The following is an 11,999-nucleotide window of genomic DNA, read 5'->3' as shown; positions in this document are numbered from 1 at the left end:
ATAGCCGGGGGAATTCGCAAAACAGCGATGGAAATCGCCTTCACATCAATTTGCTTGTTATGGTGAGCATCATTCAGGCGGTTGATCGCCCGGTGTTTTCATGCCGGGCCTCACTGCTATATCATGCTTTACCATAATGCACTTTATCGAACCCGCGCACGCGGTAAACCGCTTGGAGGCGTCGTTTTCTTTACCCCTCTGGGTAAAAGTCAGGCCACACTCACGAAAGCTTTCTTTGATGAGTTTGGCTTGTTGAACTTGTCCGGGCGTCATTCACATGACTCCTATATGCAAAATGCTTAACCACCGCAAGTGGTTAATTTGATATTTATTTTTGCTAATTATGCCTACTTTTGTGAGCATGCGCAATAACTTTATTGGAATATGACTAATTTATTAGATATTGGTGTGCGATTAAAGGAAGAACGCAAACGACTTGGCATGTCCCAAACTGCGTTTGCAGCGATTGGCGGCACTAAGCGAGCATCCCAATTTAATTATGAAAGTGGTGGACGCGCACCAGATGCCGCCTACTTAGCCGCCATTTCAGAGACAGGGGTAGACGTTCTTTACGTCCTGACTGGCCAGCGCGTATCTATGCCTCGTCATGTTCTGGGCGTAGCTCAGACACAGCAAACGTATCAGAACAGTTCCAATGTCCCCAGCCAAGTCACGGCGGAACCCCATGAAACAGAAGTATTCGGCGTAGCACGCAACAGACGTGAAGCCGCGTTACTCGACAACTTCCGCCACAGTAATGATGAAGGGAGAGACGTAATCAGCGCAGCAGGAAACGCTCTTGCAAAATTGGGCAAGAAAGACTAAAGCGCTGCTTAGTTTGATGATAGGTACAGGGAATTAATGTCTGGTGTTTAGTGTTACCTGGGGGGCACAAACCGTTCCGCTAGCAAACGATTAGGGTAATTCACCACATGCAAGCGAGATGGGGGTAAAAATTGAGTTTGATCTAATGCCCACCGGCGAGCGTGCATTAGATCAAATCATAAAATTACTTACACCTTACTTCCTCAATCTATGCTGAGCGCTTTCCCACAACCGGGGTATTGTTTAAACTGCTCAATTCGGCTTGACATCCATCCTCCGGAATAACCGATTATTAATGCGCGATTTTGAAACGACCACTCAACCTCAGACGGTTTAGTATGCGTGGCTCGGTAAGCCTCACCAGGAATGCTGGCATAACGCTTTTTAAATTGGCTGGCTAACTCTTTAACTTGATCTTCGGTATAAATCGTAGGGTAATTACGTCGAATTGAAGTGACCTGCAGTTTGCGTGGCGATGGATAAGCATCAGGTAAAACATTCACGACAACATAGGTATCAAATCCACTATCTGATTTATAACTACCTAAAAAACCCGCCATATTCTCGCAAAAACCATGTAGCTCAGTCAACTTTGGGACCGCATCACTATCAAAAATACTGAATGCCATATACGGCATTGCACCACGCAAGATATCAGCAGAATTGGCACCGGCAACAAATTTCTGGCCGTGCATCATATTTTGCACTTCCACATCGCTAGGGTGATAATTTTTGAAGTTGCTTGGCATCGGCGCCCAGGTAATTTTGCTCAGTGAGGCGACGTCATCACCAATACAAATACCACCGAGGCAAGGCTTGTTTCCTTTAATGAATTCGTCAGTCTTAATGTTATTAGCCTGCGCTTTATCGTCTGCGCCCTCCATTGTTTTCGTATTTGCTACCGGCTTGGTATTTGACGCATTTGGCGCATTCACCGCTACCGCAGTTGTGTCAGCTTGCTCAGCTTCAGCGGCCTCAATTGTTTTACAAAAATGCGTTTTAACTGCCGCTTCCGGTGAAACAGCCCCGGCTGGCGTGGTATACACCAGCGAGATTTTTGTACCTGCACCTAATTTTTCAACCGCAATATTCAGGGGAATAACTTTACCTTTAGCGTACGAAGCGGCTTGTGCCGCAGAGATTACGCCCATCTCTTTATTGGATTGCAGAATCTTCCAGCCATCCTTAACTGTGTACATATAAGCGCCCTTATAGGCACTCTCAAACTTACTATTCGGCAGCTCAGCCCAGGTTTTAAAAGTACTCCCGGTAAAAAAACTTCCAGAGGAAGAAAAATTATCTTCGCAAGAAGCCGCCAGCACTTGAGTGCCATTAACCATGCCGATTAGAAACAGCAGACAGCCCAATTTACTTAAAGTCTTGTTTTGCAAAGAAATCTCCCTTTGGTATTTAGTGGGTAATTAAAAAAATGAAGTAATAAAATAACATAGCGGCATCATTAACTAAAAGCAATTTTACTATTTGCAATGGGTAAATCGAACAAAGTGGGAAGATTGAAACTCAATTACAAAAACCGTTAAAAAAATACCCGAACCAGTGCCAGGCTAAAACGTTTTTTCGTATTTCTTAATTTACTACGTGTTACCTCAAATTCCATTTTCGGATTAATTGACTCGCATATTTTTTGTGAGTACAATAAATCAGATGGAAATCTCTTTTGATCCAGTAAAAAATGAACGCAACATATCTGATCGAGGTTTATCATTCAGCCTGGTCGAGCAATTAAACTGGTCAAGCGCTCTTATTGAAGAGGATGTCCGTAAAGATTACGGCGAGCGGCGTTACCTTGCCCTTGGTCTGATTGAATATCGGCTACACGCTGTCGTGTTCACGCCACGTGCAGACAAGATGCATGTGATTAGCTTGCGTAAAGCGAACCAACGGGAGGTGAACTATTATGATGAGCAAAAAACCAAATCCTGAATTAATCGACGACGAAAATCCTGAATGGACTGCTAAGGATTTTGCTAAAGCTCGTCCAGCCAATGAAGTGTTACCCCAATTATTTAGTGCTAAAGTCGCTCAGACCATGCTCAAACCACGTGGTCGGCCACGCGCAGAGCATCCAAAAGAACGCATCAACATCCGTCTTTCACATGATGTCATTGCGCATTTCAAAGCCTCCGGTGATGGCTGGCAAACGCGTATTGATGCTGCTTTACGCGAATGGCTGAAAACGCATTCCCCCGGATAATAATTACTCACTTACCGGAACTTATTAAGGGAGATCAAATAATGAAAAACAAACAATTTGCCAGCGTGTGGGACGCCATTGAAGACACACCTGAAGAAGTCACTAACATTAAACTGCGTTCGTCTTTAATGCAGGCATTAAAAATCACATTACTCACACCAATCTAACCCGATTAGAAGCTGCCAAATTGTTTGGTGTGGCGCAACCTCGCATATCTGATCTGATGCGTGGCAAGATCAATCTATTTACCATTGATGCCTTGGTCAACATGGCCGCTACCTCCGGAGGAAATTATGAAACGTACATGGACAATCATCGGCGTTGCTGATGTTGCTAGCAGCTTCAGGTGGTATCAGTCGCTATTTGGTCAAACGGAAACGAAGCCCGCTCATGATTACTTCGGGCAAATTATAGACACCGATGGCACGGTTTTGCTTTGCCTTCACCAGTGGGGAAGTCACGACCATCCGCCACTGACTAGTCCTGATCATGTTCAGCCTGGCAATGGACTACTCTTGTTCTTTCGTGTAGATGACTTCAACGAGACTCTGCTTCGAGCACGTGCTCTTGTCGTTGGACTGGAAGAGGAGCCTCATTTGAATCCCAATACGGGCACCAGTGAATTCGCACTCCGTGATCTGGATGGGTATTACGTCATGATTAGTGCGCTCGCTGCGATCTAACAATTCACTCATGCTCAACTGACAGTAGGCGCATAGTAATCCTATAGAACCTTCCGATAAACCAAAAATGAAAAACCCCGAACTTCTTAATGATTGATTTCATTGAAAAATTCGGGGTTTTAGTATTGCAGAATGAAAAGATTTAAATCTTTCTTGAAAATCATTTAAACATAAGGATTTTTCATTAATTTAAAGCCGTAAACATCACTTAACGTTATTAGCATCAATAGGAACTCAACCGTCTATTCGCCAATTCGATAACCAAGACGTTGATAGTGTTCTTTAAGTCCCATTTCCTTTTCTTGATTAAATAATTCTTTTGAATCGTAAGGTGGTGCGTCTATTATTGACTGCTGTGTCAGGTTGATATGGATTGTATTATCAGCCCAGTTTACTTCCTTAATTCGCTGAATTTCAATAAGTACTCCCTGGCTAGGCCACCAAGCAGTTGTATCAACGATGATGTATCGCACGATCCAATTTTCTTCATCGATAAGCAAACCTTTTACATGCCCTATTTCGCCATCGCTTGTTAATATCCGATACGTTTCTATTTCTTTATAGCTACGCAAATGGGGATCATAGTTTTTTGATTTTATTTGCTCCTGAGAACGTTCTATTTCTTGCTCTACGCCAAGCGGTGCCGTTAAGCTTTCGGTATAGATAGGCATCATCATCGGTGGGTAATCGTCAATTCCCCACAGGCCAATTTCTTCCCAATAATATGGGTATCCATAATATCCGTTGTACGTCATTTCATGCTGTCGCGAAACTGGTTTTTCCGTATCAATATTCGGGCTACTTTTTACCTGCTCTTTAGTAATATTGACACTGATTGTTTTATTTTCCCAGTTCACTTGCTCAACCGCTCTGGGTGAAATTAATACCTTTCGACTGAACAGCCAATTTCCAGTATCAACAATCAAGTAGCGGACGACCCATGTTTTATCGTCAAAATAAAAATTTTCAATATGGCCAATGGCTCCATCCGTTGCACTAATTGCGCAATTTATAAATTCGTTTGAGTTACGTAACATATACATTTCTCCTTTTGAAGGGCGGAATTTATTAGTGGTAAAAGTGGCATAGCAATTATTAGGCTGCACTCTATTTTGAATAAATTGCGCTCGTTAAAACACTATCAATTTAAGATAAAATTTTCGTAAATTGATCGATATTTTCAATGCTTGTGCTTCGATGATTTTTTCCGTTTTTGAACTTCCTTGGCAATCTCAATAGGCTCATTAGAAGCAAGATCAACGGCACGAGGAAAACTGACGGCGATTGGATCACTGGCTGGAAATGATTCTGTTAGTGCCTCATCAAGGATTGCATCCAAATGCACCAATTTTTCAGAGCTATGCAGCGGTTTGTTTTTCATTGCTATCTCCTATAAAAATAAACTTCAATGCCCAATGCAGATTGGTATGAGCCTTGACAAAGCTGTGGCAAACCAATTATCACTAATCGATCTACGCCTTGATTCGTCATTCAATCTACTCGCTACTTTTTATAAAGTCTGTGGGGTAGCACACCTAGTTGCGCAATATATTATTTACTTGTTTTCACTGAAGCTTATGTTCGCCTACGCACATACCAACGAGCTAACCATGAGATACCATCCAATCACTTAAGCACAATAAAAAATGATCGATTTTAGTTAGCAGCTAGTCACTGTTGGCAATATCAAGGTATCCCACATAGCGTTTTAGCCAGGAGATTTTTTTGAAAAAGATAGCCATCACTTTAGCAATATTATTGGCCGGCTGTAGCGCCAAGGAGCAGTCGGATACAGCGACGCAACCAGCTGTAAATCAATCAGACTCACAATCGTCCACTCAAGCAATGCCGGATACAACTCAAGTTTCTGCGCAACAATCAGGAGTTTCGTCGCAAGAGTACGCTCCACCGGCTCCGCAATCAGTTGTAAGCGTCTATGTTGAACCTCCGCTAGTTCAACCGTCGCCAATTAGAGTTGATTGGGCACCGCCGCCTATGTTAGTGGATACACCGCCACCACAACCTTCTGATGATGAAATTTGGACTGGAGGTTATTGGGTTTGGGAGGGAAATTGGGTCTGGGCGCATGGCAGTTGGGCACCGCCACCACGCCCCGGTTATCACTGGAATAATCCATACTATGACCATCGCGATAATTCAGTAATTTTCGTTAATGGTTTTTGGGCTGCGCCGGGGATATCTTTTGTTGCACCATCTTTAAACGCAAACATTGCTATTGGTGTCATAACGTTAGGCGTCATCGCAGGATCACGTCCAAATGGCCCTGAAGGCGTGTTCATCCCAGCGCCTCCCGGTTCGTATTACGGTTTGATCGTACCAGCACCAATTGGTACTTCACCTGCAGTGGTCTCTGGTTTGCCGCCAATTATTAGATCAGGAATGCACATTACCAACAACAATCAAACCAACACAACCAACATTACCAACGTAACCGTCATCGCACCGGCAAACTCCACGGCTAACGGACAAGCAGTAAATACTTCTATTCCGGCACAACCACACTTAGCTGCTGCTCAAACACCTGTAGTCAATGCAGCAGCTCCTGAACCTGTTTCAACCAAAGCTATACCAACTTATGTAGCAGGACATCCACCAATGACATTACCGTCTGCACAAGTTGTTCGTCCGATAGTCCCATCTGCGTTGATACATCCGCATACAAACGTAGCACCGGCAGCTGAAATCACATCGGCTCGTCAAGTATCCACGGTGTCAGCGCATTCTCAACCTGTGGTACCGAATTCAAAGCATACAAAGCCTAATAACCAGATAGAACATCCTTCACCAATTGCTCCGCCCACTACTCGCCCGACGACGAGTGAGTCGGAACACAATAATCAAAATCATGTGCGCCCAAATGAAACACCGCCAACACAAGTACGTTCACCAGTAGTTGAAACAAAACCTTCACCTGTGAAACGAGCAGAACCGCCACCAACTAATGAAGTTTCTCCAATTCCGCCACAACCTGTGGAACCTAGTAAAGCTGAACCACAAAAAGTGGATGAAAATTTACACAAGAAACTGGCCCCCAAAAATTCGAAGGAAGAAGGGAAACCAGCTGACAAAAAAGAGCATGACTAGCTGCTCTATTTTATGATTGATTGATCGATCTCATGACCTGCATACGTGTGTAGCAGCGATTAGGTATAGGGGGCTGACCTAAATTCACCTATTTTCATAGAAAGATCTATGAATAGTAGACCTGCCCCCTGTCCATTAATAATTCAGGCTTTAGGTAAATGCCAGCCATAAGCAACTGACAGTAAACGCACAGTAAAGCACACCAAGCCGCCAAGTAATCCTGCGGAGCCTTCCGACAAGCCAAAGCGGCGCCCCAGTAACACGATAAAAGCACCGAAAAAAGCAGCCGTTGCATAAATATCTGTCTGCAGAACTGCGGGTACCCGCGTCATTAATATATCGCGAATTACCCCGCCCCCTACTCCTGTTACCGTACCCAACAACATCGCAACAAATGGCCGAATACCAAACATAGTTGCTTTTTCAACGCCGGCCACGGCAAATAAAGATAGACCAGCTGCATCTAGCACTAACATGAGCTGGGTGGGTATTGCCTGAAATGACGAATGGAATATAAAGGTCAGCAAACCAGCCAGGAATGTCAGCGCAGGATAGCGCCAGTCACGAATCGCATTCGGCGGCGTTGCGCCAATCAACATATCACGAATAACTCCACCACCAAGTGCGGCGATGAACGCAATCACCATCACACCTAACAGATCCAAATTGCCGTGAATTGCACTAAGCGCGCCTTCGACCGCAAACACCGAAGTTCCGATCAAATCTGCCGCCAATACGACTGCTTCTGTTTTTAATTTCATTCTAGCCATCGACTTCGGTATCCAATTTTTTGCCCACAATGGGGGCATGTTACGAAAACAAATTTACATCAACTACTTCATATTTAAAGCTAAGCTACTGCCAGTCTGGGTGACTTTCACCGGTTGAATATAAAGGCAATCTACCATTCATACTATGATTACTTTCCCACCGGCCCTACATCCATTCCATCATAGGATTCCAGTTGGAATTCATTCGCCAATTTGTAAAATTCGGCGTTCCTTTTATTTAACGATTCTGGTGTGTGGTGTTCAATTTTTTCAATGTGTAAGAAATATTTATTCTTATCGTCAGTGAGATAAATATTCACGACTCGGTAACCATTTTTTGACAACCGGTCTGCTAGTGGCTGAAGCTTTTTGGGATCAGAATCTGTGAAAAAATAACCCCACAACAAATCGCCATCAACTTTATCTCCCAAGTCAGAACGCATACTTACGAACATTTTATTTAACTGTTCCAGAGTAATCACAATTTTGTCTTTAGCCGAAGCAAGATCAAAAACTGACAAAAGTACAAACAGGGCGATTAATCTTATAAATATTTTTTTCATTTATCGTTAACCTGTAGAGATAGCGTTTCTAATGATTTTCAAATAGCGTCAGTACATTAATGAATATTTGGCCGATCGTTCTTATTCGCTTTATTGCATCCAATGACTGCTTTGAAGTCCCAATGCTCACGCTTTTTAAGTTTACATCAAGAAATAAACAGCATATAGAAATATTTCCGCAATGCCACATTTATGGCATTTTCAAAAAAATGAAAATTCTGTCAGTAAAATTAGTTGAATACCCAGAGCAAGCTAACGCCTTCAGCATCTGGTAAAAATATGTGCTGAAATGGAAAAACCCCGAACTTCTAAATGATTGATTTCATTGAAAAGTTCGGGGTTTTAGTATTACTTATTTGGAAATCTGATTGGTTACATCCGTCATGCCTTGAACATGGCATTGATTTCCTTATAGCTGACTGCCTCATTTGCAAAATCGAAGGTGCCATCCTCACGCATCTCGCGAGCAGCGCGAAGAAAGGCTCCGAGGGCAGCTCGGGAGAGTGCGCTTCCAACGCTGATGCGTTTGACTCCGATAGCTGACAGTTCAGCAAGACTCAGTTGAGCGCCTTGCAATCCCATCACAACATTCACTGGCCGATCAACAGAACTGACAACCGCAGCAATGTCCTCTTTACTCGAAAGGCCAGCCGCGTAGAGCACATCTGCCCCCGCCTCTTGGTAGGCCTGAAGTCGCTTAATTGTATCGTTGATATCACGGCGGCCGACCATGTAATTTTCCGCGCGGCCAGTCAATGTGAAGGGAAATGGGAGCGTTCGCACCACCTCCGAAGCTGCAAGGATTCGCTCAACGGCAAGTTCATGACCATAAATCGGATCATCCGGACGATTGGTTGAATCTTCGATCGAACCACCAACTAAACCCGCTGCCGCCGCAAGCCTGATTGTTTGCGCAACCGATTCAGGAGTATCACCAAAACCGTTCTCAAGATCGGCACTTACTGGCAAATCTGTGGCTGAAACAATAGCAGCCACATGCGCGATCATCTCATCACGAGCAATCGTATTATCCGGTTGTCCGACGGAAAACGCGTAGCCAGCGCTAGTGGTTGCCAGCGACTCAAAACCAAGGGACGCAAGTAATCTTGCTGTGCCCACGTCCCATGGATTGGGAATGATGAATGCGCCCTTATTCTCATGGAGCGCACGAAAAGCTTTTCCTTTTTCCGCCTGAGTCAACATTTAGTACCTCGCAAAAAAATCATTAATCAATATGCAGCCAGAGCGATAATCCTATCCGAATTTATAACTTAACGCTTGCCCGCAGACAAAATTACCACCCCATACAGCCAATCAGCAGAATTGAGGTTCATCATGTAAAAATGCCGGGAAATCAGTCTGCGGGGCTAAGAGTTTAGTCATTTTTGCATCAATAGGCTTTTGAACTATTCATCCTTGGATGCAAAAACTTGAGATATCAATGTACTGTGTGGATCCGCCTGAAACAAAAAACACGCATAAATACTCGATTTTATGCGGATTTTTTTAGGGGGGGTTGGTACTACTTAAAACGAGTTGCGGACGGAAGGAATGATTTGCTTAGGCAGGCGCAGGCTGCGCATTCACCTACAGATGATTACCTTAGAATTCCTCGCACGAGCATGCTTTCTCCTCGTCGTTTAGATATGAAAATGCCCGCTTGCGCGGGCATTAGTATTACTGGCGGAGAGGGAGGGATTCGAACCCTCGGATGGGTCGCCCCATCGCTTGATTTCGAGTCAAGTACATTCGACCACTCTGCCACCTCTCCTTACTACTTGAGTGCAACCGCAGCAATATTATGCTGCGGAGCCGAAGCGCGCAATTATACGGGCTAGGCTGAACAAATGCAATTAGTTGCGCACCTTAAATTTCCACTTGCGAACCGACCTCAATAACCCGGTTACTTGGAATGTGGTAGTAGTCGGCCGCATCTCTTGCTGTACGCGACATAATCACAAATAACCATTCGCGCCATGCGGACATTTCGTGCTGCGGACGGGAAACAATGGTTTGTCGGGTCACGAAGAAGGACGTTTCCATAATTTCAAACTTGAGTCCTTTGGCTTCTGCCAGCTCTAATGCCTGTGGAATGTCGGGTTCATTTTTAAAACCATAAAACACGTCAAGCTGATAGCACTCATTGCCCAGTGCAATAACTCTGACGCGCTCATTGAATGGCACCCAAGGGATTTCCTGATTGTAAACAGTTAAGAAAATGACGCGTTCGTGCAAGATTTTATTGTGCGATAAATTATGCAGCAATGCATGTGGTACGCCTTCCGAAGCACTACGCAAGAAGATCGCCGTGCCGCCAACGCGGTGCGGTGGTGCGATAAATAACGAAGCTAAAAAATCTTTAAGCGGAATCGCGTGGACTCTTAAATTCTGGAACACTAATTCACGCCCTTTATGCCAGGTCAGCATAACAGTAAACATAATCGAGCCCAGCACTAAGGGGAACCAGCCGCCGTGCATGATTTTGAGTGCATTCGCTGAGAAGAATGCGGTGTCAATAATAAAGAAGAAACCGGTGGCGGCAACACAGAGGACAATATTGTATTTCCATGCCTGGCGAATGACGAAGAAGGTCAACACTGTGGTGATTAACATGGTCGCGGTCACTGCAATACCATAGGCAGCGGCCAAATTGGCCGAAGAACCGAAACCAACCACCGCGCCCAACACTGCTGCTAACTGAATCCAGTTCACCATCGGCATATAGATCTGGCCGATTTCTTTGACTGAGGTATGAATAATAGATAAGCGAGGCAATAATCCGAGTGAAATCGCTTCTTTAGTCATCGAATACGTGCCGGAAATAGTCGCTTGCGAAGCGATCACCGCAGCGACGGTAGATAAGGCCACCAATGGGTAAATACTCCATGCGCCTAATTGATAATAAAACGGATTTTCTACAGCAGCAGCGTTCGTCATGAGCAAACCGCCCTGCCCTAAATAATTTAGCATTAAAGCGGGAAAAACGATGCCAAACCAGGCCAGACGAATTGGTTTGCGACCAAAGTGCCCCATGTCGGCATAGAGTGCTTCTGCACCGGTAAATGCCAACACAACGGCACCCAGCGCCACAAACGCCAGCCAACCGTGATGCATCAAAAATGCAAAGGCGTGAAATGGATTTAAGGCGATCAAAATGATTGGGGCTTTGAGGATGTTAAGCACACCCATTACTGCTAAAGCGATAAACCACAACACCATAATCGGGCCAAACCATTTACCGATCCCGGCGGTTCCTTTGTGCTGGAATGAATATAAGGTAATCAGTACCACCACGGTAATTGGTACGACGTAAGTACTAAAACTCGGGGTGGCGACGTTCAACCCTTCGATTGCCGAAATGACTGACATCGCGGGAGTAATAACGCCATCGCCGTAAAACAAGGCGGCGCCGAATAAACCTAGCAGCAATAAGGCGTAGCTCCAGCGTGATTTTTTACCCACCGACTCTAAAGCCAATGCCATTAACGCAATAATACCGCCTTCGCCGCGGTTATCAGCGCGTAAAATCAGCGTGACGTATTTGAGCGCCACGACAATAAACAGGCCCCACATAATTAATGAAACTACGCCCAAAATGTTGGCATTAGTTAAATCTAAACCGTATTCTTTAGAGAAAATGGTTTGCATGGTGTAAAGCGGGCTAGTTCCGATATCGCCATATACGATACCAACAGCAGCGATGGTTAACGCTGGGGTGCTGCTTTTCGTTGGTTGAAATTGAGAAGACAATTGAATACCTTGAAGTAATTAGTGCATTGCACAATATGACAATCAGATGATCAAATCAAGCGTTGTTTATAGTATTTTTATGTGATGC

13 protein-coding genes, 1 tRNA gene and 1 pseudogene are annotated in these 11,999 nt (G+C 44.5%); 6 read left to right on the top strand and 9 right to left on the bottom strand.

The annotated features are described in order from the left end of the window. Positions 1-69: 69 nt before the first annotated feature. Complete coding sequence (locus S2091_RS24075) at positions 70-273, bottom strand: hypothetical protein (protein ID WP_105533042.1); 204 nt, start codon at positions 271-273, stop codon at positions 70-72. 111 nt (positions 274-384) lie between these two features. Here S2091_RS24075 and S2091_RS16440 point away from each other — a divergent pair, with 111 nt between their 5' ends. Then, the gene (locus tag S2091_RS16440) at positions 385-825 is read left to right on the top strand and encodes a helix-turn-helix domain-containing protein (RefSeq protein ID WP_105533041.1); all 441 of its coding nucleotides are present in this window, start codon (positions 385-387) and stop codon (positions 823-825) included. Positions 826-1,028: 203 nt separating this feature from the next. On the opposite strand, the gene S2091_RS16435 is transcribed toward S2091_RS16440, so the two are convergent. Beyond that, entirely contained in the window at positions 1,029-2,216 is a 1,188-nt protein-coding gene (locus S2091_RS16435; RefSeq protein ID WP_105533040.1) for a hypothetical protein, read from the bottom strand. 274 nt (positions 2,217-2,490) lie between these two features. On the opposite strand from S2091_RS16435, the gene S2091_RS16430 reads away from it, so the two are divergent. The 4 genes and pseudogenes from S2091_RS16430 (at position 2,491) to S2091_RS16415 (ending at position 3,723) form a co-directional block, all read left to right on the top strand. After that, complete coding sequence (locus tag S2091_RS16430) at positions 2,491-2,769, top strand: BrnT family toxin (protein ID WP_105533039.1); 279 nt, start codon at positions 2,491-2,493, stop codon at positions 2,767-2,769. Beyond that, positions 2,747-3,040, top strand: coding sequence for a BrnA antitoxin family protein (locus S2091_RS16425; RefSeq protein ID WP_105533120.1), 294 nt, complete (start codon positions 2,747-2,749; stop codon positions 3,038-3,040). Before S2091_RS16430 ends, S2091_RS16425 begins: the two co-directional genes overlap by 23 nt. A gap of 41 nt (positions 3,041-3,081) precedes the next feature. Further along, positions 3,082-3,368, top strand: a pseudogene (locus S2091_RS16420) (helix-turn-helix domain-containing protein). Next, positions 3,334-3,723, top strand: coding sequence for a VOC family protein (locus tag S2091_RS16415; RefSeq protein WP_105533038.1), 390 nt, complete (start codon positions 3,334-3,336; stop codon positions 3,721-3,723). The pseudogene S2091_RS16420 and the gene S2091_RS16415 overlap by 35 nt, the downstream one beginning before the upstream one ends. Before the next feature lie 242 nt (positions 3,724-3,965). Here S2091_RS16415 and S2091_RS16410 read toward each other — a convergent pair whose 3' ends face one another. Together S2091_RS16410 and S2091_RS16405 are read right to left on the bottom strand one after the other, a co-directional pair. Next, positions 3,966-4,760, bottom strand: coding sequence for a PRC-barrel domain-containing protein (locus S2091_RS16410; RefSeq protein WP_105533037.1), 795 nt, complete (start codon positions 4,758-4,760; stop codon positions 3,966-3,968). Between the two features lie 143 nt (positions 4,761-4,903). Next, a complete protein-coding gene (locus S2091_RS16405) occupies positions 4,904-5,104 on the bottom strand; it encodes a hypothetical protein (protein WP_105533036.1) in 201 nt (66 codons plus the stop codon). Positions 5,105-5,448: 344 nt separating this feature from the next. Here S2091_RS16405 and S2091_RS16395 point away from each other — a divergent pair, with 344 nt between their 5' ends. Beyond that, a complete protein-coding gene (locus S2091_RS16395) occupies positions 5,449-6,828 on the top strand; it encodes a hypothetical protein (RefSeq protein WP_105533034.1) in 1,380 nt (459 codons plus the stop codon). A 143-nt stretch (positions 6,829-6,971) separates the two neighbouring features. Here the strand turns inward: S2091_RS16395 and S2091_RS16390 are convergent, their stop codons facing one another. The 5 genes from S2091_RS16390 to S2091_RS16365 form a co-directional block, all read right to left on the bottom strand. After that, the gene (locus S2091_RS16390; RefSeq protein ID WP_105533033.1) at positions 6,972-7,589 is read right to left on the bottom strand and encodes a trimeric intracellular cation channel family protein; all 618 of its coding nucleotides are present in this window, start codon (positions 7,587-7,589) and stop codon (positions 6,972-6,974) included. 158 nt (positions 7,590-7,747) lie between these two features. Beyond that, positions 7,748-8,161 carry a ribonuclease E inhibitor RraB gene (locus S2091_RS16385; protein ID WP_207769728.1) on the bottom strand — a complete coding sequence of 138 codons (414 nt, stop codon included), beginning with the start codon at positions 8,159-8,161 and terminating at the stop codon, positions 7,748-7,750. A gap of 381 nt (positions 8,162-8,542) precedes the next feature. After that, the gene (locus tag S2091_RS16375; protein WP_105533031.1) at positions 8,543-9,364 is read right to left on the bottom strand and encodes an isocitrate lyase/PEP mutase family protein; all 822 of its coding nucleotides are present in this window, start codon (positions 9,362-9,364) and stop codon (positions 8,543-8,545) included. A 478-nt stretch (positions 9,365-9,842) separates the two neighbouring features. After that, positions 9,843-9,932 (bottom strand) — tRNA-Ser (locus tag S2091_RS16370). 95 nt (positions 9,933-10,027) lie between these two features. After that, a complete protein-coding gene (locus S2091_RS16365; protein WP_105533030.1) occupies positions 10,028-11,911 on the bottom strand; it encodes a potassium transporter Kup in 1,884 nt (627 codons plus the stop codon). Positions 11,912-11,999: the final 88 nt, after the last annotated feature.

Origin of the sequence: Solimicrobium silvestre, assembly GCF_002976435.1 — a bacterium.
Taxonomy (GTDB): domain Bacteria; phylum Pseudomonadota; class Gammaproteobacteria; order Burkholderiales; family Burkholderiaceae_D; genus Solimicrobium; species Solimicrobium silvestre.
Note: the sequence above shows the minus strand (reverse complement) of the source record. Positions and strands in the feature narration are given on the sequence as shown.

What these genes read in the sequence shown, in the direction of transcription:
- S2091_RS24075 (WP_105533042.1), bottom strand. Translation starts at nt 273, where the DNA reads ATGACGCCCGGACAAGTTCAACAAGCCAAACTCATCAAAGAAAGCTTT.
- S2091_RS16440 (WP_105533041.1), top strand. Translation starts at nt 385, where the DNA reads ATGACTAATTTATTAGATATTGGTGTGCGATTAAAGGAAGAACGCAAA.
- S2091_RS16430 (WP_105533039.1), top strand. Translation starts at nt 2,491, where the DNA reads ATGGAAATCTCTTTTGATCCAGTAAAAAATGAACGCAACATATCTGAT.
- S2091_RS16425 (WP_105533120.1), top strand. Translation starts at nt 2,747, where the DNA reads ATGAGCAAAAAACCAAATCCTGAATTAATCGACGACGAAAATCCTGAA.
- S2091_RS16415 (WP_105533038.1), top strand. Translation starts at nt 3,334, where the DNA reads ATGAAACGTACATGGACAATCATCGGCGTTGCTGATGTTGCTAGCAGC.
- S2091_RS16410 (WP_105533037.1), bottom strand. Translation starts at nt 4,760, where the DNA reads ATGTTACGTAACTCAAACGAATTTATAAATTGCGCAATTAGTGCAACG.
- S2091_RS16405 (WP_105533036.1), bottom strand. Translation starts at nt 5,104, where the DNA reads ATGAAAAACAAACCGCTGCATAGCTCTGAAAAATTGGTGCATTTGGAT.
- S2091_RS16390 (WP_105533033.1), bottom strand. Translation starts at nt 7,589, where the DNA reads ATGAAATTAAAAACAGAAGCAGTCGTATTGGCGGCAGATTTGATCGGA.
- S2091_RS16385 (WP_207769728.1), bottom strand. Translation starts at nt 8,161, where the DNA reads ATGAAAAAAATATTTATAAGATTAATCGCCCTGTTTGTACTTTTGTCA.
- S2091_RS16375 (WP_105533031.1), bottom strand. Translation starts at nt 9,364, where the DNA reads ATGTTGACTCAGGCGGAAAAAGGAAAAGCTTTTCGTGCGCTCCATGAG.